The organism is Kribbella sp. DT2 (assembly GCF_049844575.1).
Classification (GTDB): Bacteria; Actinomycetota; Actinomycetes; order Propionibacteriales; family Kribbellaceae; genus Kribbella.
In genome coordinates this window covers 429137-452750 of sequence record NZ_JBNCLH010000007.1, presented here as the reverse complement: position 1 = coordinate 452750, position 23614 = coordinate 429137, and the positions used below count along the sequence as shown (strand labels likewise).

Genomic DNA, 23614 nt, shown 5'->3' with positions numbered 1-23614 from the left:
TTCGGGGCTCGAGCGTTTCGGTTCACCGATGTGCAGGTTGCATGCGCGGCACACTGCCACCAAGTACTTCGGATCATCGCCTGTTACTGCTCTGCCTTGTGTGTGGTGAACCTGATCGGCTAGGCCGCCGGTGCACACACCCTCGATCTGCAGTGTGCATCTGCCCTGGTTCTCTACCAGGTTGGCCTGTAGTACCCGGGCACGCACCCTCCTCCAGGCAGAGGTGGACCCCCCTTGCCAAGCCTTCGACATGGGGGGCCTCCTGTCCTAGTAGGTGGTGGGGGTCACTTGCGGGTGAAGCAGTGGATCATCCAGCCCCAGCAGGCGAAGCAGGCAACCCAGAAGACGACGTCGGGCCAGGTCATGAGTGTGCTCCTCGGGTGTGGAACTCGATGATGGGACGGGGTGGTTCTTCGGGTGGGCTGGTGGGGGTGAGGATCGCGATGAAGGCGAGGATCCCGAGGGTGTCCCTGACCAGCTGCAGGAGGATCACGGGTTCTCCTCAGTGGGACGGTTCTGGTAGGCGAGCCTCTTGGCCTGACGCTTCTTCAGACCGGCATCACGTGCGGCTTTGAAGGCTTCTCGGTCAGCCTTCTTGTCCTGTCTCATGAGACTCTCAGTAGGTCTCATGGACCGTGGTCTCACGTCTCACACCCATACTCTTTCTGTATGGGTGAGGGACCCTGGACCGTGAACCTGAGTCTCATGAGACTGGGACCCTGTTCAGGCTGTAGTAGGTGGATCTGCCTTGCTCTTCCTTCACCACGAGACCTTGGTCGATCAGGACGCGGACGTGGCGGTAGAACGTGGCCTTGGTGGTCAGCTCGGCATCGATCAGCTTGGTCGCGGTGACCTTGTCGGTCTGGAACGTCTCGTACCACCGCTGCGCTGTCTTGGTGGCCGCGGTCGACCCGGCAGCGGTCTTGCCATCGGTCAGAGTGAGGACCGCGCTCTCCAGGCGGGGAGTGAGCTTGAGCTCGATGTCATCGAACTCGTCCACGTCCTTCTGCTTCGGGTTCTTGACCGTGATGACGTCCTCGTCCTTCTCGACGCGGATCACCGTGGTTGCTGCGCCATCCATGGCCGTGGAGCCACGCATGTGATCGCCGCTGCGTCCCTGGTGGTGAACGGTCAGCACACAGGCTCCTGTGGCCTGCCGGAGCTTCTCCAGGGCGTCGATGAACTCGCCCATGTCCTTGGCGGCGTTCTCTTCCATGCCGACCGTGATCCGGGCTTGGGTATCGAGCACGATCATCGCGGGCTTCAGCTCCGCCGCCAGTTCCCGAAGGCCTCGCCACTCGGCCGGCTTGCCTGCCTGGACAGCCATCGGCAGCCACACGACGCCGGTCATCTTGCGGCCGTAACTCTGCTCCCAGGCCCGCACGCGTCGCTTCATCCCGGAAACACCCTCGGCCGCGACATACAGGACGAGACCTTGGATTACCCCCCGGTCCTGCCATGGTTGGCCGGTGCCGACGCATCCCGCGATGTCGAGGGCAACGAACGACTTGCCGTGTCCGGGCTTGCCGACGATCCACGCGGTCGAGTCGGTGAACAGCGTCGCTGTGATCAGCGGCACCGGCTCCGGGATGCCCTCGAGCCCCTCGGAGTCGACGAGCGCACTGCGGTAGAGCGCGACATACGGCATCGAGGTGACGTTGTCCCCGACCGCCTCGTCGTAGGGCGGAGGCACGGGTGGCTCGTCGTAGTCCACCCCGAACCCGCTCATCACGCCACCAGGTGGGTGGGGCAAGGCAGCCATTCGATACAGTCGTGGCAGTCGGTCTTCACCTGCGGGTCGAGCTGTTCCACAACCTGGTGAACGACGTCGGCATGCTCTCCGGTGACCTCGACGTCGACACCCTTCGGCAGGTACTCGCGGACGAGGCTCGGGTCGACCAGCGGGTAGCGGGCCGCGCCCATCGCGATGACCACCTTGCTGATCCGGCCGCCGATACCGCCGAGCTGCCGTACGAGGTGGCGTTCGTCGATCCGGTCGCCCGCGTTGCTCCAGGTGTCCTCGTCGGGCACGAACCCGATCATCACCGTCGCGGTGATCATGCGCTGGCGGCGTTGCGACGCCGGGCCTGAGCAGACTTCAGCGCGAGCTCGGCATAGAAACTCTTCCGGAGGCTCTCTGCCTTGACCGGGTCGCCGCCCGCCTGGTCGAGGAACTTGGCCTGAAAGGTGGCGCGTGCCTTCGCGGTCGCCGCGGTACGGTCCTCGCAGAGTCCCCAGCGCCGGTGGGCCATCGCTCGGCCGGCAAGGGACGCGTCGCCTTGGTTCTTCGGCAGGTGATCGAGAGGGACCTTGCGGCCCCGGTCGTCTTGTGTGCGCTCTGTGCGTTGTGCGACAGTGGCGGCAGTGGCCTGCGCAGCTTGGGGGATAGTGCCCCCAGGATTCTTGGTCACGACTACTCCTCTTGACAGGGTGGGTAGCGCGACGGGTGACCCTCTCGGCGTTGGTGTTAGAGCACCAGACCGGGACTAGATGGGTTGCCCGTTTCGCGTTGTAGATAAGGCTTGTGCGTTCAACCTGGAATGACTGTCCCACAAGGGATGCCTCGTTGCACAACACCCCCCGGGCGTAGTGCCGTGCGGTGCTCCATAGTCTGGAGGGCCCAGAGGAGGCGGGGATCTGCTGATCATCAACATTTCACATACAACCCGTACACTCTCGGTTACATCACGATGCATCATGAGTGATCTCCATCGTTGGAAATGTACGCATTGGAGAATCATCGCCCCGTTACCGAATCGTTATACATGGTTGTAATTCGCCAGGCTGTCGCGTGTGCCGTTCTACAGGTCGCCGAGGTTGAGCTGCTGCGACTCCGCAACCGCCCGCTCGGCCGACGTCGCCCGGGTGTAGCGGGCGATCATCTTCGGTGAGGTCCAGCCGGCCAGCGCCATCATCGACTGCTCCGAGCCGCCCGCGTTGCGCCATCTGGTCGCCCAGGTGTGCCTGAGCTTGTGCGGGTTCACCGGTCCCAGACCGGCCTGCTCGCCGCGGAGCGCCAGGCAGCGGGCCAGCCCCGGGTACCCGAACGTTCGGCCCATCCCACCGAGGAAGAAGGCGCTGGACGTGTTCGCCTTCCCGTGGGTACGCCGGACCCGCAGCCAGCGATCGAGCGCCCGCGCCGTCTGAGCTCCGAACGCCACGGTCCGTTCCCTGTTGCCCTTGCCGAGCGCCACGGCAGTCCCCGCAACGACCTTCACGTCGGTCAGCTTGAGTCCGCACAGCTCGGAGGCCCGTAGGCCGGTGTCCAGCATCAGCCGGATGATCGCCTCGTCGCGGCGCGCGAGGAAGTCCTTGCCCTTGCAGGCGCCGAGCAGGGCTTGGATCTCGTCCATGCTCAGGGGCCTGACGATCTTCTCGCCGATCTTCGGGGCCTTGATGCCCGCCAGGACGTCGGTGTCGATCTCGTCCTCGTCGTGCAGCCACCAGGAGAACCGCTTCACCGCGGTCAGCCGGACATCGGCGGTGGTGGGCTCGAGGCCCGACTCCATCATCCCCGCGATCCATGCCTGCACCTGCCGGCGGTCGAGCACCTCGGGCAGACCCTTCTCCGCGCAGTAGGTGAAGTACTGCCGGACGCCGGTCGCGTAGACGCGGATGGTCCTCGACGCCTTGTGCTCCGCCTGCAGGTGTACGACCCACGAGTCGATCAGATCAAGCATCCCGCACCCCTCCCTTATCCTTGACAAGAGCGTTATGCGGGCCTAGCGTACCACTGTGAGACGACTGCAATCGCGGTCTGACCAGCGGTTTTACCCCGAACAGGGCCACCGGCGCTGCTGGTGATAAGTGTCCCCTATCACCGCAAATTCGTCCCGGAACCGCCTGCGAGCCCACCACGCGCCGCCGCGGCCACCCCTCGCGGCGGTCGTCTCACCGGGACGGCCGCGACCGCGGCAGCACGTGGTACACGAGCCGTCCGGTCCCCCGAGGACCCCCGCCTCCGGACGGCCCGCCGTACGGGCTGCCCAGTACGACGCACCCGAGCCCGAAGAAGTTCACACCTGCTCCAGCCCGCCCGAGCAGAACCCGCACATGCTCGGTGACCGCCACGGCCCCACCCACCGCCGGCGACGAAGACAGCCGCGTTACTGAGTGACGCCGAGCAGTTTGACGCTGGTCGAGTACGGCGAATGTCGCCGGTCGAGTACGACGAGTCGAGCCGCGGACGCCCGCCCAGCCTCCTCGCCCCCGAAGGACTGCCCACCGACCCGCCAGCGGACATCGACCGATCCAGCAGACCCGCCGACAGCCGGCGTCGGCGAAGACCGACAGGTTCTGAAGACCGGCAGATCTGAAGACCGGCAGGTTCTTCGGCGACCTCGGTCAACGGACACCAGCCGGTCCACCGGCCCCCGTCGGCAGCTGCCGACACCTCCACCAGCGGCCGCGTGCTACCAACCTGACCGCCGAGTACACCTAGCGCATCGGCCGGCCCCGCACCGGCGTCTGCCACACCCTGGCCGCGATCACGAAGCCGACGGTGCTCTCCCCGCCGACGGAGGCCAGCGGGTTGTCCGCAAGCTCCAGCAACTGGGTGCCACCCCACAAGTCCAGGCCGAACTCCGGCTTCGCGGTCAGGACGGTGTACGTCGAGGCAAACGCCAACAAGCCGCCCCTCGGTGTGGCAGGGGCTGGGCTGGGCTGGGGCTGGGGGCACGGGCTGGGCTGGCGCACGGCCTCGGGCACGGCTGGGCTGGGGCATGGCTGGGCTCGGGCACGGCGGGGCTGGGGGCACGGGCTCGGGGCACGGGCTGGGCTCGGGCTAGGCTCGGGCACGGCTGGGCATGGGCACGGGCACGGCCTTGGGCACGGCTGGGCTGAGCATGGCCGGGCTGGGCATGGGCTGGGCACGGGCGCGGGGCACGGGCTGGGCACGGGCACAGCGGGGCTGGGGCACGGGCTGGGCACGGCGGGGCTGGGGCACGGGCTGGGCACGGCACGGGCTGGGCGCGGGCTGGGCACGGGCACGGCGGGGCTGGGGCACGGGCTGGGCACGGCACGGGCTGGGCGCGGGCACGGGCACGGCGGGGCTGGGGCACGGGCTGGGCACGGGCTCGGGCTGGGCTGGGGCACGGCCTCGGGCACGGCTGGGCTGAGCATGGCTGGGCTGGGCACGGGCTGGGCTGGGGCACGGGCACGGGGCTCGGGCTGGGCTCGGGCACGGGCTGGGCTCGGGCACGGGCTGAGCTCGGGCACGGGCTGAGCTCGGGCACGGCTGGGCGGGGAACACGGGCTCGGGGCACGGGCTGGGTTGGGGCTGGAGCACGGGCTGGGCTGGAGCACGGGCTGGGTTGGGCTGGAGCACGGGCTGGGCTGGCAGCACCGGTCGGCAGGCACCAGCGCGGTACTCGCCGATCGACGACGAGTGGGAGGGCGACCGCTGGAGCTCCGGTGCCGGTGGCGCAACTGCTCGATCAGGTACTTGCCGAGCGGGCGGATGCCGGCTGGATCGCCGGTGTCCTGCGCGGCACACCGACGGGCGCCAGCAGCTCCAGCCGCGGTCCTCGGCGGACGGCGGGTGGGGTGTCGGCGTCCTCAGCGGACGCCTCGGCAAACCGTCGGCCGTGTACGGCGAGCCCGAGGGTGGTCCGGCGGGGGCTCGGTGACAAGATGACGCCGGGCCGGAACTCCGCGACCCGGGGCCGCCCGCCGACCTGTTGACCCACGGAGGAACCTGTGACGACCACGGCAGACAGCACGCAGACCTACGACCTGGTGATCCTCGGTGGTGGCAGTGGCGGGTACGCCGCCGCGCTGCGCGCCGCCGTACTCGGGAAGTCCGTCGCGCTGGTCGAGAAGGACAAGCTGGGCGGCACGTGCCTGCACCGTGGTTGCATCCCCACCAAGGCGCTGCTGCACGCGGCCGAGGTGGCCGACTCCGCCCGTGAGGGTGAGCAGTTCGGCGTCCGGACGACGCTCGAGGGTGTCGACATGGGCGGCGTGAACAAGTACAAGGACGGCGTCGTCGACCGGCTGTTCAAGGGCCTGCAGGGACAGATCAAGTCCCGCGGCATCACCGTGATCGAGGGCGAGGGTCGGCTGACCTCGCCGACGACGGTCGAGGTCGGCGGTACGACGTACACGGGCAAGAACGTGATCATCGCGTCCGGCTCCTACTCGCGCTCGCTGCCCGGCCTGGAGATCGACGGGCAGCGCGTGATCGCCAGCGAGCACGCGCTGACGCTGGACCGGGTACCGGAGTCCGCGGTCGTGCTCGGCGGCGGCGTGATCGGCGTCGAGTTCGCCAGCGCGTGGACGTCGTTCGGTACCAAGGTGACGATCGTCGAGGCACTGCCGCGGCTGGTCCCGGCCGAGGACGCGGACTGCAGCAAGACGCTCGAGCGGGCGTTCCGCAAGCGCAAGATCGGCTTCAAGACCGGTACGTCGTTCGAGTCCGTCGAGGTGACCGACAACGGTGTCCGGGTGACCGTCGCCGGCGGCGAGGTGATCGAGGCCGAGCTGCTGCTGGTCGCGGTCGGCCGTGGTCCGAACACCTCCGGGCTCGGGTACGAGGAGGTCGGTGTCGCGCTCGACCGCGGCTTCGTCACCGTCGACGAGAACCTGCAGACCAGCGTGCCGGGCGTGTACGCCGTCGGCGACATCGTGCCCGGGCTGCAGCTCGCGCACCGCGGCTTCCAGCAGGGCATCTTCGTCGCCGAGCACGTCGCCGGGCTGAACCCGGCCCCGATCGACGAGGCCGGCATCCCCCGCGTCACCTACTCCGAGCCGGAGGTCGCGTCCGTCGGCCTGACCGAGGAGCAGGCGCGGGCGACGTACGGCGAGGTCGAGATCCTCAACTACAACCTGGGCGGGAACGGCAAGAGCCAGATCCTGAAGACCCAGGGGTTCGTGAAGCTGGTCCGGGCCAAGGACGGCGCGGTGGTCGGCCTGCACATGGTCGGCTCCCGGGTCGGCGAACTGATCGGCGAGGCCCAGCTGATCTACAACTGGGAGGCGTTCCCGGCCGACGTCGCGCCGCTGGTGCACGCCCACCCGACCCAGAACGAGGCCCTCGGCGAAGCGCACCTGGCGCTGGCCGGAAAGCCTTTGCACTTCCACGAGTAAGTTGGTGGTGCGCCGCTACGGGCGTGTCCGCCGTGACCCGGCGGCGCCCCGTTCCGGCGGCACCGTAGGCTGACTTCGAGACCGATCGACGAAGGAGCAACGACCGTCATGCCGACCTCTGTATCCCTGCCGGCCCTCGGGGAGAGCGTCACCGAAGGAACCGTCACCCGCTGGCTCAAGCAGGTCGGTGACACGGTTGCCGTCGACGAGCCCCTGCTGGAGGTCTCGACCGACAAGGTCGACACCGAGATCCCCTCCCCCGTGGCCGGCACTCTCCTGGAGATCAAAGCCGCCGAGGACGAAACCGTAGAGGTCGGCGCCGAACTGGCCGTCATCGGCGACGCCGGCGAGTCCACCGGTTCGGACGCCCCGGCCGAGCAGCCTGCCGCCGAGCAGGCGCCTGCTGCCGAGGAAGCCCCGGCCGCTGAGCAGGAAGCACCGGCCGAGCAGACTCCCGCGGAGGCGCCGGCCGAGGAAGCCCCCGCCGAGCAGGCGCCGGCTGCCGAAGCTCCCGCTGCCGAAGCCCCGGCAGCTTCGTCCGACAACTCCGGTTCTTCCGGCGGTGGCTCCGGTACGTCGGTAACGCTGCCGGCCCTCGGTGAGAGCGTTACCGAAGGCACCGTCACCCGCTGGCTCAAGCAGGTCGGCGACGACGTCGCCGTCGACGAGCCGCTGCTCGAGGTCTCCACCGACAAGGTCGACACCGAGATCCCGTCGCCGGTCGCCGGCAAGCTCCTCGAGATCAAGGTCGCCGAGGACGAGACGGTCGAGGTCGGCGCCGAGCTCGCGGTCGTCGGTTCCGGCGACGCGGCCCCCGCGCAGGAAGCTCCGAAGCAGGAGCCGCCGGCCGAGGCCCCGAAGCAGGACGCCCCAGCCCAGGAGGCCCCGGCCGAAAAGCCCGCGCAGTCTCCGGCAGCTCAGGCCCCCGCCGCTCAGGCCCCGGCCCCGCAGGCCGCCCCGGCCCAGGCTCCGGCGGCTCAGGCGCCGGCGCCGCAGCAGGCACCGCCGGCTCAGGCACCTGCCGCCCAGGCTCCTGCCCCGCAGGCGCCCGCTGCCCAGTCGGCTCCGGCACCGCAGCAGACCCAGGCTCCGGCGGCATCGGCCCCGGCTGCCAGCTCCAACGGTTCATCCTCCGAGGGCCCGAACTACGTGACCCCGCTGGTCCGCAAGCTCGCCGCGGAGAACAACGTCGACCTCGGCGCCGTCCAGGGCACCGGCGTCGGCGGCCGCATCCGCAAGCAGGACGTCATCGCCGCCGCCGAAGCCGCGAAGGCCGCACCGGCCCCCGCAGCCGCGGCAGCCCCGGCCTCGGCTCCGGCCGCCCAGGCGACGATCAGCCCGCTGCGCGGTACCACCGAGAAGATGAGCCGGATCCGCAAGGCGATCGCCAGCCACATGGTGAACTCGCTGAAGGTCTCCGCCCAGCTGACCACGGTCGTCGAGGTCGACGTCACCGAGATCGCCAAGCTGCGCAACGCGAAGAAGAACGAGTTCTTCGCCCGCGAAGGCGTCAAGCTCTCCTTCCTGCCGTTCTTCGCGCTCGCCGCGATCGACGCCCTGAAGCAGTACCCGAAGCTCAACGCCTCGATCAACGAGGAGGCCGGCGAGGTCACCTACCACGCCGCCGAGCACCTGGGCATCGCCGTGGACGCCGAGAAGGGCCTGATGGTCCCGGTCGTGCACAACGCCGGCGACCTGAACATCGCCGGCCTGGCCAAGAAGATCGCCGACCTCGCCGACCGCACCCGCAACAACAAGGTGCTGCCGGACGAGATGGCGGGCGGCACGTTCACGATCACGAACACCGGCAGCCGCGGCGCCCTGTTCGACACCCCGATCCTGAACCAGCCCCAGGTCGGCATGCTCGGCACCGGCGCCGTCGTCAAGCGCCCGGTCGTCATCACGCACCCCGAGCTCGGCGAAACCATCGCGATCCGGCAGATGGTCTATCTGGCCCTCACCTACGACCACCGCCTGGTCGACGGCGCCGACGCCGCCCGCTACTTGACGGCAGTCAAGACCCGTCTGGAAGAAGCCCAGTTCGACGTCTGAACTGCCTGACGCCGAGCCACCTCGGCGCCTGCCCGCCGGAGACGCGCCGATCAATTCGACGCCCGCTCCTCGGTCAGGTGCCGAGCCCACCTCAGCATCTGCCCGTTGGTGCGGCGCTGAGCCAGCCGTGGCGCTGGCTCAGCCCGGCGTCCGGTCCTCGGTACGGCGCTAAGCCCCGCTCGGAGTCAGGCCGTCGGTACGTGCTCAACCCCGCTCAGCGTTCGACCATTGGTTCGGCGCTGAGGCAGCGATTGGGCTGGCTCAGCTCGGAGCCCGGTCCTCGGTACGGTGGGTGCTCAGCACCGCCCAGCATCTGACCATTGGTGGGCGCTGAAGCAGCTGCAGCGCTGGCTCGGCCTGGCGCCCGGTCTTCGTACGATGCTCAGCCCGTTCAACGTCTGCCCGTCGGTGCGACGCCGAACCAGCCACGGCACTGACTCCGCTCGGAGTCAGGTCCTCGGTAAGGTGCTCAGCCTCGCTCGGCATCTGACCATTGGTCCGGCGTTGAACCAGCTGCGGCGCTGACTCAGCCCGGCATCCGGTCCTCGGTACGGTGCTCAGCCTCGCTCGGCGTCTGACCATTGGTGCGGCGCTGAACCAGCCACGGCACTGACTCCGCTCGAAGTCAGGTCCTCGGTACGGTGCTTCAGCGTCTGACCGTCGGTGTGACGCTGAAGCAGCTACGACGTGGCCCAGCTCGGCATCCGGTCCTCGGTGTGGTGCTCAGCCCCCGCTCGGCGTTTTACCGCTGGTTCGAGCTGAGGCAGCAGTGGTTGCGCTGGCTCAGCGTGGCGTTCGGTCTTTGGTAGGGTGCTGAGCCGCCCAACTCGGAGCCGCTCCAGCGGTCGCGTCAGGTCAGTCAGCCCGCTGGATGGTTCGGCCTTGGCGACCGCCCAACCGATCGCAGCCGACCCGCTCGGGCACAACGGCCTGGAGCGGGTCGCCGCGTTTGCAGCGCAGATCGTCTAGTGCAAGCGCCGACAAGTTCGGCGAGCGCGGCCAGCGTCGCGGCGATCCGCCTGCGCAGACGCTGCTGCTCTTCTCGGATCGAGCAGCTGCACCGGCAACTCCTAAGCTGCGCGCGATGCCCAGCCGGCGACGCCGCCGTCACTGAAGCGTTGCTGGACCTCGTTCAGGGCTGGTCGATGCCTCCGACCTACGGCTGACGGTCATGAGTCCCCAGGGCTTCCAGCAGTCAGCGCGCTGGCATGCCCAACCGGCTCGAGCGTCCCCCCGTCGGGAACTGGCCCTGAGGGCGTTCGGAGCGGGGTGCGGCTGCCCGGCTGGGGAGGCGCCGGCACCAGCACGGGCACCGGGCACGGGACCGGCACGGGACCGGCACGGGACCGGCACGGGACCGGCACGGGACCGGCACGGGACCGGCACGGGACCGGCACGGGCACGGGACCGGCACGGGACCGGCACGGGCACGGGACCGGCACGGGCACGGGACCGGCACGGGCACGGACACGGCACCGGCACCGGCACCGGCACGGGCACGGACACGGCACCGGCACCGGCACGGGCACCGGCACCGGGCACCGGGCACCGGGCACCGGGCACCGGCACCGGCACCGGGCACCGGGCACCGGGACCGGCGCCGGATGGAGCTGGATAGTCTCGGGCGCGCTCGGCACCGGCACGCGTAGCGCAAGCGGCACGGGCAGCGGCCACCTCGCTTTCGGCCACCCGCTGGGGACCCAAGTTGTTCTCGGCACCTGCTTACTCGTACGGTCCTAGCGGGTCGGACTTTCTATCGGAGGTTGGCGATGAAGTACGTTCTGGCCGGTGCGTCTGGCTTTCTCGGTACTGCGCTTGCGCGTGACCTCCTTGCTGCCGGCCACCAAGTCACGCGGTTGGTACGTCGTACGCCGGTCTCGTCGGACGAGCTGGAGTGGGACCCGGCGGCCGGTCAGCTCGATCTCACGGGGCTTGCCGGTGTTGATGTCATCGTCAACCTTGCCGGCGCGAACATCGGGCGGCCGTGGACGCCGGTGTATCGCAAGACCATTCGTGAGAGTCGGGTCCGGACTACGGCCACTCTCGCGGAGGCTGCTGCTCAGCTCGACAGCAAGCCTGTGTTTCTGACGCAGAGCGGGATCGGTGGCTACGGCATGGACTGTGGCGATGACATCCTCACCGAGGCTTCGCCGCTCGGTGAGGGCTTTCTCGCCGATGTCGTCCGTGTGTGGGAAGGGGCCGCTGCGCCCGCCCGCGAGGCCGGCTGCCGAGTGGTCAGCCTCCGCACCGGTGTGGTCCTGGGGCGCCAAGCGCCCGCGTTCCAGCTTTTGGCTCTTCCCTTTCGCTTGGGTGTGGGCGGACGCCTGGGCTCCGGTACCCAGTACTTCCCGGTCGTCTCGCTCCCCGACTGGCTTCGGGCCGTCCGTCATGCCGCCGAACACGACGCCGTCGAGGGCCCGGTCAACATCACGCTCCCTACCCCGATCACCAATCGAACCTTCACCAGATCGCTGGCCTCCCAACTCCACCGTCCTGCACTCGTGCCCGTCCCTGCTGCGGTGATGACCACCTTTCTGGGTGAGTTCGCCTGGGAGCTCCTCGGGAGCAAGCGAGCTCTCCCCACCGCGCTGCAGACCACCGGTTTCACCTTCAGCCACCCGACTCCCCAGCAAGCCGTATCCGCAGCGCTTGCCCACTAACAGGGACGAGGTGGGTGCTGCTTCGCAGTGGTCGCACGGAACTGGCGAGCGCCCGGTCGGTCCTCTGCACAGCCGGCATCGCCTGCCGCCTTGGCTCGCCTCTGGCTGACGGTTCTGCGGGCAGGGTGGAGTGGCCGTGCGATCTGGGCAAGCCGGGTTGCGCGCGCTCGTCGGCGTGGGTGAGGTGATGGGCTTACGGGGGCTTGGGCGGGTTCGGCGGACTGGCCCAGGTGGGGCGGGTGACTTGGGGACGTCCGTTGTCCATGGAGATGGTCCAGTGGGCTTGGTGGACGTCGATGTGGTGGGCCTTGCAGAGCAGGGCGAGGTTGGTGATGTCGGTACGGCCGCCGTTGACCCAGTGCGTCAGGTGGTGGGCTTCGCACATCGCGGGTGGCGCTTGGCAGATGACGCAGCCTTTGTCGCGGGCGTTCAGGGCTTGGCGGATGGCTCGGGTGACGAAGCGGTGTTCGGTCCCGACGTCGAGGGGTTCGGAGTTGGAGCCGAGGACCAGGGGGATGACACCTGCGTCGCAAGCCAGGCGGCGTACGGCGCTGGTGGACAAGGTTACGCCTGAGGCGAGAGTGCCGACGCCGGTGCCTGCGGTCAGGTCGTCGAGGTCGATCGTCACGGTGACGTGGGGCTTGATGTCGCCGTGGGCGGGGACTGCCGTCCCGGTGGCTGCGGCGGTGGTCAGGACGGCGGTGAGGGCGTCGGCCTGGCGTTTGCCGCGGCCGCGGAGGTCGCGGGCACCGTCGGGCGTCAGGTGGGGTTTGGCGCCGGCGAAGATCAGGGTCTGGAACAGTTCGGCGTTGTCGCCGGCGAGGTAGCCACCGAACTCGACGCCTAGTTCGCCGCGTTTCAGCCAGAGAGTCTCCGCGGCCAGGGCCCGGACCTCGGGCGGTTCGGGACCGTCGGTGTCGAGGGTGTCGCGGACCTGCTTGCCGAGTTTGCGGAGGTCTGCAGGACACAGGAACTGGGCGGAGCGGACGAGTTCGTGTTCGGCGACCTCGAGGTTCTCGGCCGGGATCATCGCCGAAGCGGGGATGCGTTCCAGGGTGGTGACGATGGCTTCGGCTTGGGCTGGGTGCAGGACGGCGCCGGCTGTTTCGGGGGTGTGGTGGAGGGCGGCTTGGACTTCCGGGTACTTCGGGAGCGCTTTGGCCAGGCGGAGATCGCGGCGTACCTCGGCGGCGTCGAGGCGGTGGCGGACCGCGATCAGCTGGACGGTGTCTCGGGCGCCGATCTCGGCGGCGTGGCCGGTGGCGTCGAGGGCTGACAGGAGCTGCAGGCGGTAGGTCTGGAGCTGGGCGATCTGGGACTGGACGGCGTCGAGTGCCGACAGCATTTCGCTGCCGGTCATCGACCACGGAGGTCGCTCGTCGCAAGGGGGCATACGGATCATTCTCCTGGGTAGCGCCGACAGTTCTTGAGGGAATTGCCTTGTGGACAAGGGGTTCTAGGCGGGGGTGATGGTGGTGATGCGCCAGGTCTTGCCGGTGGGAGTGAGCGTGATTCGGCGGGTGGTGGCTGGGCCGGGTGGCAACTGGGTTCGGTGGCCGGTGGGGGTCAGGGCTGTGGCGGAGACCAGGCGGTCGGTGACTCGGAGGGTGACGGTGGGGCCGGGGGTGGGCTCTTGGGTCACGTGCTGGATCTGGACGCGGAGGTTGGCGATTCGGAGCTTTTGGGATCGGTAGGTGGCTAAAGCTGCGCGGTCTGCGGTCCAGGGGTGGCTGCCGGGTTGGTAGACGGCGTCGAGCTCGGCGGGGTTGAGGGTCCAGAAGGCGTGGGCTCGGCGTTGGTCCAGGGATTCGAGGGTTGTTCGCCAGGTTTTGGGGTCGGTTGAGGGTGGGGCCGCAGGCGTCGTGAGGGTTGGGGTGGTGGGTTTGGTCGGGGTGGTGGGTTTGGTCGGGGTTGCCGAGGTCGTTGTTGACGGCGTCGGAGGTGCGGCGGCGGCCGGGTTGGTGGTGGGGGTGTCGAGGATGCCGAGGGTGGTGAGAGCCAGGGCTGTGACGACGAGGGCTGCTAATGCTGAGGCGGCGAGGACGCCGTAGGCCGTACGGCGGGAGCGAGGGGCTCGGTGGGTGGTGCTGGCGAGGATCTGGTTGAGGCGGTTGGTGTTGTCGCGGCGGGCTCGGCGGGTGGTGTCTCGGCGGGACTTGCGGCGGTTGTGGGGACGGCGGGACTGGATGGCGGGGGTCGTGTGTGGGGTGTCGGGGACTGGGGCCGGGGTGGGCGCCGGCCTTGGGGTGAGAAGAGGCTTGGAGGGAGTGGTTGGGGGTGGAGCGGGGGCTGGGGCGGAGCGGTCGGGGAAGGCGAGGTTGAGAGGGGTTGGTGGGGACAGGTCGAGCACTTTGCGGGCCAGGGCTGGCGCTGTGGTGTTGGTGAAGAGGGTGGCGGGGAACGCAGTGGTGGTGCCGGCGGCCAGTTGGGTGAGGTCGGACAGGGCCGTCAGGTCGTCGGCCCGAGTGGTGGTGGGGTGTTGGGAGCGGAGGGCTGTGTCGGTGATGACTGGGCGGCCGTCGGCGTCGAAGAGGATGTTGGCGGGGGTCAGGCGACCGTGGTGGAGGCCTTTGTGATGGAGGATGGAAAGGGCTTCGGCCAGCGGGCTGATCAGGGTGACCAGCTCGCCTAGAGATAGGTCTCCTCTTCGGCCCAGGAGAGCGGTCAGGTTGCCGGCGGGGACGTGCTGGCCGAAGAGCAGCCAGTCGGACTCGGACTGGCGGACTTCGATCAGGCGGGCGATGTGCGGGTGGTTGATGGCGAGCAGGGCGGTCAGGTCCCGCTCGAAGACGGCGGGATCGGTAACAGTCGGTCTGGGGATGCGTTTGAGGACGGCGTGGCGGCCGGAGGCGAGAGCGCGGACCAGCCAGACGGTGCCGGCCGATCCGGACCCGAGCTTCCGGCGCAAGCTGTAGCCGGCGATGTCGTCGAGTGCCATGCCAAGAGGGTGCACGAATCGCTGCTGACGGCCGTTGAGTTATCCACAGGCCAGGTGGGGGCGGGAGGGCTGTGGATGGTGGGCGACGTGGGAAACGGCGCGAGGCATACACTCGAACGCGTGAGAGCAATCAAGTACGTCGAGGCCGGATTCGGTGCCGAGGCGGTTGACTACGAGCAGGCGTGGGAAGAGCAGCGGCGGCTGCACACCGCGGTTGCCGAGGGCACCGGCGAGGACACGGTGATCCTGCTCGAGCACCCGCCGGTGTACACGGCCGGCAAGCGGACCGAGCCGCACGAGCGGCCGATGGACGGTACGCCGGTGGTGGACGTCGACCGGGGCGGGAAGATCACGTGGCACGGGCCGGGGCAGCTCGTGGGGTACCCGATCGTGAAGCTGGCTTCGCACGTGTACGTCGTGGACTACGTGCGGCGGCTTGAAGAGGCCTTGATCGCTGTGTGTGCTGAGCTCGGCGTACGGACTGGGCGGGTCAAGGGGCGGAGCGGGGTGTGGGTGCCGGCCGACGAGCGGGGGCGCGAGCGGAAGATCGCGGCGATCGGGATCCGGGTGGCGCACGGCGTGACCATGCACGGGTTCGCGCTGAACTGTGACAACGATCTGGCGTGGTTCGACCGGATCGTGCCGTGCGGGATCTCGGACGCGGACGTGACCACGCTGTCCAAGGAGCTTGGGCGGGACGTGCGTGTGACCGAGGTGCTGGCGTCGGTGCGGCGGGAGCTGGACCGGATGCTGGCGTGGGACGAGTACGAGCGGACGCCTGACCTGGAACACGTTGAGCCGGCGCCGACGGGGATCACTTACGGGCTGGCTGTTACTCCGTAGGCGGTTGCGTGGGCCTGGTTGGTCCCCGGGCAGTTGGCAGTTGCTGCGGCTGGGTTGGTGTTTCGCGGGGTGCACGGGCTGGTTGGTGCCTGGGGGTCTGCGGCGGTCGGGTTGGTGCCTGGGGGCTGCGGCGGGCGGGTTGGTGTTCGAGGGATTGCGCGGGCTGGCTCGCCTCTGGCGTCTGCTGCGGGTGGGGCGGGTGTTCAGGTTGCGCAGGCCGGCTGGTGTCTCGACGTCTGCTGCGGGTGGGTGGTGCCTCGTCGGGTTTGCGCGGGCTGGCTGGCGCCTCGGCGTTTGATGCGGGTGGGTTGGTGTTTCGTCGGTTCGGGTCGAGGTGGCCGGATGCCGTCAGTACGTGGGGTTGGGTTCTTCATGGGTTCGGGCGAGTTGGTTGTACGCCGTAAACAGCGACTACTTGTGAGGTTGGTCGTTCGTACGGTCGGGTGGGTTGGGGCGGGTGGATTGTTGCCGGTAGGGCGCGGGGGATGGCTGTTCGCCCTCGTACGTGGGGATTTGTGGCGGTGACGGGCTGTAGGTGAAGGTCCGGTGGGGTGCCGAAGTGTCGTCGCTGTCTGTGGGGGAAACGTCGCTACGGTGGGGAGGTGTCCAAATTCCTTGGTTTCCTTCTCGGGATCATCGTGGCGTTGGCGGGTCCGGCCGCGTTCGGAGTGCTGACTGCCGACGGCGGGATCGAGCTGAACGCAAAGGAGATGGCGCTTGCCTACGGCATCGGAGCGCTGATCTTCTGGGCCGTGGTGTCGTACTTCTCCGGAGCGGCCGCGCTCGGTGCCGCGCTGACGTTCGGCGCGATGATCTACGCGGTGCACTGGATCCCCAACCGGACGACGAACTTCCTGAACGACGTGCCGGGGGTGACCACCGGCATGATCGACGGGATCAAGGCGTACACGCTGAACGGCGTGGTGCCGATCCTGGCGGTGATCTCGCTGGTGTACGCGGTGCAACTGATCGTGCAGTCGGTACGGCGGCGCCGGCGCGAGCGGGCTGAGGCCGAGCGGCGGCAGCGGGAGCAGGAGATCGCGCAGGCGCAGCAGGAGGCTGAGGTTGCTGCGGTGTACGCGCCGCCGGTGGCTGCTGCTGAGTATGCGCCCGCCGCGGAGAATCGGTTCCAGAACTTTGGGAACACGAGTTACGACGACCTGTTCGAGGACGAACCGGCGCCGGTGCAGCCGCGGAGTCAGGCCGATGAGCACACGATGCAGTTCGCCGAGCCGGATGCGCGGGCCGAGCGGGCGGAGCCAGAGAACACGGCGGTGGTCGGTGCGGTAGGCAACGATGCCGGCCAGACCGTGCCGGGGACGCCGGAGCAGGCTGAGGCGCAGCAGGTTGAGGCGCAGGCTGTGGACCCGGACGAGACGCAGGTTGTCGCGGCCGGCGAGAGTGGGCGGGCTGACGAGACCCAGGTCGTTGCCGTGGGCGATTACCCGCGGACTGACGAGGCTCAGGGGGTCGGCACGGGTGAGAACCTGCCGGCTGACGAGACCCAGTTTGCTGCCGCCGGTGAGAGCCCGCGGGCGGATGAGACTCAGGTTGTTGGTGCGGGCGAGAACCCGCGGGCCGACGAGACGCAGGTAGTTGCTGCTGACTCGGATGCGACGCAGCAGGTGCAGGTGCCGGTGGATCGGGATGCGACGCAGCAGGTGCCTGTTGCTCAGGCGCCGGAGGCTGTTGAGGACGACGAGGATGATGAACCGCCGGTTGCGCCGACGGCGGGGGCTACTGCTGTTGGGCTGACCGCGGGTGCTGGTGGGCCTGTGGGTGGCGGCTCGCCGCAAGCGGCAGCGCCGCAGCCTGAGGCTCCGCAGCCTGAGGCTCCCCAGGCCCAGGCTCCGCAAGCCGAGGTTCCGCAGGCGGACGAGCCCAAGGCGCAGGACCCCAAGGCGGATGCTCCGCCTGCTGAGGCTCCCAGGGCTGAACCCCCCAAGAACCACGGCCAGCAGTCGTTTGTGCGGCCCAAGGAAGAGGTTGGGCAGCAGTACCGGGAGCGGATGGATGATCCCGAGGACACCGGGGAGTTCTTCGTCGGGCAGTTCCGGCCTGCTGGAGCCTGACGGCAAGCATTACTAGAGAGAGACCCGGTCGCAGGCGCGGCCGGGTCTCTTTTGCGTTACCTGGGGGCCGCCTGCCGGACCAAGAAAACGCCAGGATTTCGAAGGCTGGGCGGCGATAGGGTCGCCGTATGAGTTTGCAATGGGAACAGGTGATTGTTCACTCGGCCGACCCCGCGGCGCTGGGAAAGTGGTGGGCCGAGGCGCTCGGTTGGGTGGTGGTGTACGCCTCTGACGACGAGTTCGAGATTCGCCCGGAGGCTGATCGGATGCCGGGGCTGGACTTCGTCCGGCTCGAGGAGGCCAAGAAGTCGAAGAGCCGGCTGCACCTCGACTTCCGGCCGGACGACCAGGATGCCGAGGTGGCGCGGCTGGTGGCGCACGGCGCGCAGCGGGTCGACATCGGGCAGGGCGAGAATCCGTCGTGGGTCGTTCTCGCGGACCCCGAAGGCAACGAGTTCTGCATCCTGGGCCGGCGGAGCGAGTAGAACGAATCAGGCGAGGGCGCGAACCAGGCGCTCCCCCGCCGGCGTCCGATCAGGCCACGTGCATGCGCTGGTGCTGGCCCCAGCGGGCGTGTTCGGCGAAGGCCTCGTCGTACGCGTGGATGGCCATCTGGCAGACGTCCGAGGCCATCTGGGCGCGCGGTGAGTCGGTGCTCCACGCGACCAGGAGGCGCCGGTGGATCGGGTCGCCGGCCAGCGGGCGGGTGGTGACGTCGCTGGAGAGCATCCGGTACGACGTGGGCGAGATCAGCGCGACGCCCTGGCCGCTGGTCACGAAGCCCATCAGGACCGACGTGTCGACCGAGTGGTGCTCGATGCGCGGCGTGAAGCCGGCCTGCTCGCACGAGGCGCGGAACAGGACGTGGAAGCCGCTGTCGTCCGGGGGTTCGCCGATCCACTCCTCCCCCGCCAGGTCGGCGAGGTCGATGTCGGCGCGGTGGCGGCTCGCGATCGCCTTCGGGTGGTCGGCGGCCATCACGACGTACGCCGACTCGGACTCGACGATCGTGCACGCATCGACGCCGGTCGGCAGCCGCAGCTCGAAGCCGGGGAACTCGCGCAGCAGCGCGAAGTCGAGCCGACCGCTCTCCAGCTGCTGCAGCAGCACGCTGGTCGACCACTCGACCTCGATGCTGACCTGCTCGATCTCGCCGTGGTCGCGCAGCCGGGACGCGATCCCGGACATCGGCGCGGTCGGGAAGCCACCGAGCCGGACCGCGCTGGACTCGACGGCGGTCATCGCCGACACCGTCGCGGACAGGTGGTCGACGTCGACGAGGATCGCGCGGGCCCGGTCCACGGCGTACCGGCCGAGTGGGGTCGGGGTGACGCCGGTGCGGGAGCGTTCGAACAGCTCTCCGCCGAACGCCGACTCGATCCGTTTCAGCTGCGCGGTCAGGCTCGGTTGGCTCACCTTCATCCAGCGGGCGGCCCGACCCACGGACCCCGCTTCTGCCACCAGGACCACCACCCGCAGGTGGCGCAGCTCGACGTTCATGCATTGGGACCGTAGTCGAGGTTACGCCGCAGTACACAGTTGACGCGTGTTGCGGTTACGTCACAGCCGGGCAAAACCTTGTAACGTTTGCCCGGCTGTGACGATAGGTAACCTCGTACGTCAGGACGGCTTGAGCGCCAGTGCCTCTCGGTAGCCGAGCTTGCGCCCCGTCTGCAGCAGCGTCCGCTCGTAGAGCATCGCCCCGAGCCGGATGATCAGCACCGTCGCGATCAGCAGCAGCCCGATCGCCACCAGCGGCTGCCACAGCGGTACGTCCTCGGTCAGCATCCGCCCCGGCATCGCCATCGACGACGCGATCGGCACGAACGACGCCCAGGTCTTGGCCGTTCCCCCGGCGAAGACCGAGAAGAAGAACGGGATCATCAGGATCATCTGCCCCGGCAGCGTCGTCGAGCCGAGGTCCTCCTGCCGTGTGGCCAGCGAGCCGGCGACGGCCCACAGCCCGGCCAGCGCCACGAAGCCGAGCACGAAGAACACCACGAACCAGCCCGCGACCGGTGCGATCACCTCGAGGATGTCGGCCTGCCCGGTGACCAGCAGCCCGATCAGCGACGCGGCCGCGATCACCACGATCTGGGTCATCGCCATCACCGTGTTGCCGACCACCTTGCCCCACAGCAGCGCCCGGATCGGGATCGCGGCGGCCAGGATCTCGACCACCCGGCTCTCCTTCTCCTGCACGACGCTCTGCGCGATCATCATGCCGAAGCCGAGCGCGGTCATGTAGAAGGCCAGCGCGAGTCCGATGTTGACGAACTCGGCCACGATCTCGGGCAGCGGTCCCGGGTTCAGCAGCTGCTCCTGCACCGTCGTACCGGCCTGCAACTGCTCGGGCGTAAGCCCCGCCTTGGCGGCGTTGCCGAACATCCCGAGGTTGGTCACCGCCTCGCGCAGCGCGTTCTGGATCCCGCTGTCGACCTGGTCGTCACCGAGTACGACGTACCCGTTGTCGGCCGGCAGCAGCGCCGCCTTCGCGTCGCCGGAGGTGACGGCCTGCTCGGCCGCGGCGCGGTCGGCGACGCGGATCGACTCGATGCCGTCGTCGCCGTTGAACTGGTCGGCGGCCTGGACGATCCGCGCGCCGGCGTCGTCGGTGACCGCGATCTTGTCCGGCGAGCCGTTGCCGGCGATCAGCGCCGGCACGATCACGGCCAGCATCACCACGACCAGCATGAACAGCGTCGAGCCGATGAACGTCTTGTCCCGCAGCTTCGTGCTGATCTCCCGCAGCGCCACCAGCTGCCACGGGTGCCGCAATCCCTGCTTCTGGTCGTTCATCGAGTCGCCTCCCGGAAGACGTCGCTCAACGCCACGCGCTCGGGCCCGAACTCGAGCACCTGCCCGCGACTCATCGCCTGCTGCAGTACAAGTTGCTCCTGGCCCGCGTCGACCACGTCGAACAGCCCGGACGAGCCGTCCACGTCGCGTACCTTGATGCCGCGCACGTCGCGCAGCCACCCCGCGTCGACATCCGTCACCAGCCGGTACGTCGTACTGGAGCCGGCCTGCAGCGACGCCACCGACCCGGCCGCGACGACCTTGCCGCGGGACAGGACGACCAGGTCGTCGCACAGGCGCTCGACCAGTTCGAGCTGGTGGCTGGAGAACAGCACCGGCACCTCCGGCGTGACCTCCTCGCGGAGCAGGTCGACCATCGCGTCGACGGCCAGCGGGTCGAGGCCGCTGAACGGTTCGTCGAGCACCAGCGCGATCGGCTCGTGCACCAGCGCGGCGGCGATCTGGACGCGCTGCTGGTTACCCAGCGAGAGCGTCTCCAGCGTGTCGCCGGACCGCTCGGTCAGGCCGAGCCGGTCGAGGATCTTGTCGGTCCGCTCCCCCGCGTGCTGCGGGTCGAGGCCGTGCAGCCGTCCGAAGAAGACCAGCTGGTCGCGGATCTTCATCTTCGGGTACAGGCCACGCTCCTCCGGCATGTAGCCGAAGTCGCTGCGGATCGCGTGGGTCAGTGGTGCGCCGTTCCACAGCGCCTGCCCCGCGGAGGGTGCGAGCACCCCGAGCACGATCCGCATCGTTGTCGTCTTACCGGCTCCGTTGGCCCCGACGAAACCGGTCATCCGCCCCGGGACGACGTCGAACGTCACGTCGTCGAGTGCGAGGTGATCACCGAACCGCCGGGTCAGCCCAGCAACGCTCAGCATCCCGTTCACCGTTCCTCTGCTGCTTCGGCCCCCTGGCCGGGCCCACGCCCGGCCACTCCCTTTGCTGGGAGTGGTGCCAACGCTAGTCAGCCGGAAGCGTCAGCACGTCGGTCCGCAGTGTGATCACCGGTGTCATCCGGAGGAGGGACGTCACAGTGCCAGGCGGTGAGCTTGGCCGGGTTGAGGATCAGCCACAGGTGGGTGACGACCTCGTCGGCGACGTCCAGGCAGAGCACGGCCTGGGCCCGCCCTGAGCGCCGTACGACGATCGCCGGACGGCCGTTGGCCCGTACGACGGACAGGTCCGCGCCGGGGCGGGTGCAGTGCACGGTGATCACCCGGGCGATCTCCCGGACGCCGTGGACAGGCTGCAGCGGAACGGCGACCTGCCCGCCGCCGTCGGAGACCAGTACGGCGCCGGGTGCGAGCAGGGGTTCCACCTGTCCCGACCGCAGGGCCGCGACGAGGTGGTCGATCATCAGCCCACCCCGGCGAGCTTGGTCGGGTTCATCTGCCAGTAGATTCGGTCGATGCCCTCGGACGAGGCGACCACGGTGACGGCCGCGATGACCTGGCCGTCCAGCCGGAGCACGGCCGAGGACGAGCCGTTGACCGTGGCGATCTCCACCTCGACGCCGGCCCAGAAGCGCTTGGCGAACGCCCTGTAGTACTTGGCGACCCGCTCCACTCCATGCACCGGGATCCTGGAGGCCCGGACGATCCCACCGCCGTCGGAGTAGCTGGACACGTCCGCGGCGAACAGGCTCTCCAGTGCGACCAGATCGCCGGTCCGGGCCGCGCTGACGAAGGCACTGAGCAGGCGGCGCTGCTCGGCCTCGTCCACCGGCGTACGGCGCTCGCCTGTCACCCGCTTGCGGCCACGGCTGACCAGCTGGCGCACGGCCGGCTCGCTGAGCTGCAGGATCTCCGCGATCTGCGGGTACGGGTAGTCGAACGCCTCCCGCAGTACGTACGCCGCCCGCTCGTTCGGCGACAACCGCTCGAGCAGAATCAGTACGGCGAACTCCAGCGCCTCCCCGCGCTCCGCACCGAGCAGCGGGTCGGCGCTGGTGTCCACCGGCTCGGGCAGCCACGGCCCGATGTACGTCTCGCGACGGACCCGGGCGGACTGGGCCGCGTTGATCGCCAGCCGGGTCGTCGCCGTCGCCAGGTACGCCGCGGGGTTGGCCACGACGCTGCGGTCACAGATCTGCCAGCGCAGCCAGACGTCCTGCACCAGGTCCTCGGCCTCGGTCGCGCTGGACAGCATCCGGTAGGCGATGCCGAACAGCCGCGGCCGCAGCTCGTTGAAGACCCGCGCGGCCTCCTCCAGGTCGTCCGCCTCGTTCACCGCAGCTCCGTCCACAGGCTTATCTTCACTCCTCGGCCGGGCCGGGACGACGAACGTCGCCACGCACGAACAAGACTTCCTCAGGCGTGCTCACCGTTCCGCCTGGCCCTTGACCCAGTCGGCGTAGTGGATGTGTCCCAGCTGGGCGCCGTCGCCCTCCGGGACCAGGCTGCCCTCGCGCAGTTCCGAGCCGAAGTACGTCGCGTGCTCGTCGGCGACCACCTCGCGCGGGTCGCCGGTCAGCGCCAACGCCTCGCGGACGAACTCGTCCATCCGGACCTGGTCCGGCCCGGCGATCTCCTGGCGGCCGTTCAGCGGCGTACCGGCCGCGATCCTGGCGACCGCGTCGGCGACGTCGTCGCCGGCCATCGGCTGGTACTTCACCGGCGCGATCCTGACCTGCGACCCGGTGGTCGCCGCGTCGGCGATGCCGAGCGTGAACTCGAAGAACTGGGTCGCGTGCACCAGCGAGTACGGCACGCCGGACTTCACGATCAGGTCCTCCTGAGCGATCTTCGCCGCGAAGTACCCGTTGCCGGGCAGCCGCTCGGTGCCGACGATCGACAGCGCGACGTGGTGCCCGGCGCCGGCCCGCTGCTCCGCGGCCAGCACGTTCGTGGTCGACGTCGTGAAGAACTCCAGCACCGCGGCCGGCTCGAACGACGGCGAGTTGGACACGTCGACGACCACGTCCGCACCGGTCAGCACCTCGTCCAGGCCCTCACCGGTCAGCGTGTTGACGCCGGTGCTCGGCGCGGCCGCGACCGCGTCGTGCCCGTGGGCGGCGAAGCGGCGGATCAGCTTGGACCCGATCAGCCCGGTACCGCCGATGACGACGATCTTCATGTCCGTCTCCTGGTGGTTGCGGGCGGCCTGGTGCCGCCCGGTCACCAGCTAGGACAGGACAGCCCGGCGGTCTGTGACGGGGCCGCGGA

The 23614-nt window shown here is 69.2% G+C and carries 22 protein-coding genes; 6 read left to right on the top strand and 16 right to left on the bottom strand.

The genetic code is table 11. The annotated features are described in order from the left end of the window. Positions 1 to 361 precede the first annotated feature (361 nt). The 8 genes from ACLQ2O_RS29565 to ACLQ2O_RS29530 form a co-directional block, all read right to left on the bottom strand. The gene (locus tag ACLQ2O_RS29565) at positions 362 to 493 is read right to left on the bottom strand and encodes a hypothetical protein (RefSeq protein WP_425837600.1); all 132 of its coding nucleotides are present in this window, start codon (positions 491 to 493) and stop codon (positions 362 to 364) included. 210 nt (positions 494 to 703) lie between these two features. Continuing rightward, complete coding sequence (locus ACLQ2O_RS29560; protein ID WP_425837597.1) at positions 704 to 1729, bottom strand: AAA family ATPase; 1026 nt, start codon at positions 1727 to 1729, stop codon at positions 704 to 706. Beyond that, the gene (locus ACLQ2O_RS29555) at positions 1729 to 2061 is read right to left on the bottom strand and encodes a hypothetical protein (RefSeq protein ID WP_425837594.1); all 333 of its coding nucleotides are present in this window, start codon (positions 2059 to 2061) and stop codon (positions 1729 to 1731) included. Before ACLQ2O_RS29555 ends, ACLQ2O_RS29560 begins: the two co-directional genes overlap by 1 nt. Further along, positions 2058 to 2411 carry a hypothetical protein gene (locus ACLQ2O_RS29550; RefSeq protein ID WP_425837591.1) on the bottom strand — a complete coding sequence of 118 codons (354 nt, stop codon included), beginning with the start codon at positions 2409 to 2411 and terminating at the stop codon, positions 2058 to 2060. The genes ACLQ2O_RS29555 and ACLQ2O_RS29550 overlap by 4 nt, the downstream gene beginning before the upstream one ends. Before the next feature lie 390 nt (positions 2412 to 2801). Further along, on the bottom strand, positions 2802 to 3680 hold the full coding sequence (locus tag ACLQ2O_RS29545) for a tyrosine-type recombinase/integrase (RefSeq protein ID WP_425837588.1): 879 nt from the start codon (positions 3678 to 3680) through the stop codon (positions 2802 to 2804). A gap of 211 nt (positions 3681 to 3891) precedes the next feature. Next, complete coding sequence (locus ACLQ2O_RS29540) at positions 3892 to 4071, bottom strand: hypothetical protein (RefSeq protein WP_425837585.1); 180 nt, start codon at positions 4069 to 4071, stop codon at positions 3892 to 3894. A gap of 366 nt (positions 4072 to 4437) precedes the next feature. Then, on the bottom strand, positions 4438 to 4626 hold the full coding sequence (locus ACLQ2O_RS29535) for a hypothetical protein (RefSeq protein WP_425837582.1): 189 nt from the start codon (positions 4624 to 4626) through the stop codon (positions 4438 to 4440). An 809-nt stretch (positions 4627 to 5435) separates the two neighbouring features. Next, positions 5436 to 5687, bottom strand: coding sequence for a hypothetical protein (locus tag ACLQ2O_RS29530; RefSeq protein WP_425837579.1), 252 nt, complete (start codon positions 5685 to 5687; stop codon positions 5436 to 5438). A 10-nt stretch (positions 5688 to 5697) separates the two neighbouring features. On the opposite strand from ACLQ2O_RS29530, the gene lpdA reads away from it, so the two are divergent. From lpdA to ACLQ2O_RS29515, 3 genes are all read left to right on the top strand, one after another. Then, a complete protein-coding gene (gene lpdA / locus ACLQ2O_RS29525; RefSeq protein WP_425837576.1) occupies positions 5698 to 7086 on the top strand; it encodes a dihydrolipoyl dehydrogenase in 1389 nt (462 codons plus the stop codon). A gap of 108 nt (positions 7087 to 7194) precedes the next feature. Beyond that, complete coding sequence (gene sucB / locus ACLQ2O_RS29520) at positions 7195 to 9138, top strand: 2-oxoglutarate dehydrogenase, E2 component, dihydrolipoamide succinyltransferase (RefSeq protein ID WP_425837573.1); 1944 nt, start codon at positions 7195 to 7197, stop codon at positions 9136 to 9138. Between the two features lie 1769 nt (positions 9139 to 10907). Further along, complete coding sequence (locus ACLQ2O_RS29515; RefSeq protein ID WP_425837571.1) at positions 10908 to 11798, top strand: TIGR01777 family oxidoreductase; 891 nt, start codon at positions 10908 to 10910, stop codon at positions 11796 to 11798. A gap of 193 nt (positions 11799 to 11991) precedes the next feature. Here the strand turns inward: ACLQ2O_RS29515 and ACLQ2O_RS29510 are convergent, their stop codons facing one another. Next, on the bottom strand, positions 11992 to 13158 hold the full coding sequence (locus ACLQ2O_RS29510) for a DUF222 domain-containing protein (RefSeq protein ID WP_425837568.1): 1167 nt from the start codon (positions 13156 to 13158) through the stop codon (positions 11992 to 11994). A 96-nt stretch (positions 13159 to 13254) separates the two neighbouring features. Further along, complete coding sequence (locus ACLQ2O_RS29505) at positions 13255 to 14736, bottom strand: protein kinase domain-containing protein (protein ID WP_425837565.1); 1482 nt, start codon at positions 14734 to 14736, stop codon at positions 13255 to 13257. Between the two features lie 120 nt (positions 14737 to 14856). On the opposite strand from ACLQ2O_RS29505, the gene lipB reads away from it, so the two are divergent. From lipB to ACLQ2O_RS29490, 3 genes are all read left to right on the top strand, one after another. Continuing rightward, on the top strand, positions 14857 to 15579 hold the full coding sequence (gene lipB, locus ACLQ2O_RS29500) for a lipoyl(octanoyl) transferase LipB (protein ID WP_425837562.1): 723 nt from the start codon (positions 14857 to 14859) through the stop codon (positions 15577 to 15579). A 602-nt stretch (positions 15580 to 16181) separates the two neighbouring features. After that, positions 16182 to 17651, top strand: a complete 1470-nt coding sequence (locus tag ACLQ2O_RS29495; RefSeq protein ID WP_425837560.1) for a hypothetical protein — start codon at positions 16182 to 16184, stop codon at positions 17649 to 17651. A 128-nt stretch (positions 17652 to 17779) separates the two neighbouring features. Beyond that, positions 17780 to 18136 carry a VOC family protein gene (locus tag ACLQ2O_RS29490; protein ID WP_425837558.1) on the top strand — a complete coding sequence of 119 codons (357 nt, stop codon included), beginning with the start codon at positions 17780 to 17782 and terminating at the stop codon, positions 18134 to 18136. A 49-nt stretch (positions 18137 to 18185) separates the two neighbouring features. On the opposite strand, the gene ACLQ2O_RS29485 is transcribed toward ACLQ2O_RS29490, so the two are convergent. The 6 genes from ACLQ2O_RS29485 to ACLQ2O_RS29460 form a co-directional block, all read right to left on the bottom strand. Next, the gene (locus ACLQ2O_RS29485) at positions 18186 to 19151 is read right to left on the bottom strand and encodes a LysR family transcriptional regulator (protein ID WP_425837555.1); all 966 of its coding nucleotides are present in this window, start codon (positions 19149 to 19151) and stop codon (positions 18186 to 18188) included. A 120-nt stretch (positions 19152 to 19271) separates the two neighbouring features. Next, the gene (locus ACLQ2O_RS29480) at positions 19272 to 20450 is read right to left on the bottom strand and encodes an ABC transporter permease (RefSeq protein WP_425837552.1); all 1179 of its coding nucleotides are present in this window, start codon (positions 20448 to 20450) and stop codon (positions 19272 to 19274) included. Beyond that, a complete protein-coding gene (locus ACLQ2O_RS29475; protein ID WP_425837835.1) occupies positions 20447 to 21328 on the bottom strand; it encodes an ABC transporter ATP-binding protein in 882 nt (293 codons plus the stop codon). Before ACLQ2O_RS29475 ends, ACLQ2O_RS29480 begins: the two co-directional genes overlap by 4 nt. An 86-nt stretch (positions 21329 to 21414) precedes the next feature. Further along, complete coding sequence (locus ACLQ2O_RS29470) at positions 21415 to 21807, bottom strand: hypothetical protein (protein WP_425837549.1); 393 nt, start codon at positions 21805 to 21807, stop codon at positions 21415 to 21417. Further along, positions 21807 to 22679, bottom strand: a complete 873-nt coding sequence (locus tag ACLQ2O_RS29465; RefSeq protein WP_425837546.1) for an RNA polymerase sigma-70 factor — start codon at positions 22677 to 22679, stop codon at positions 21807 to 21809. Before ACLQ2O_RS29465 ends, ACLQ2O_RS29470 begins: the two co-directional genes overlap by 1 nt. A 90-nt stretch (positions 22680 to 22769) precedes the next feature. Further along, a complete protein-coding gene (locus ACLQ2O_RS29460) occupies positions 22770 to 23525 on the bottom strand; it encodes an SDR family oxidoreductase (RefSeq protein ID WP_425837543.1) in 756 nt (251 codons plus the stop codon). Between the last annotated feature and the right edge of the window lie 89 nt (positions 23526 to 23614).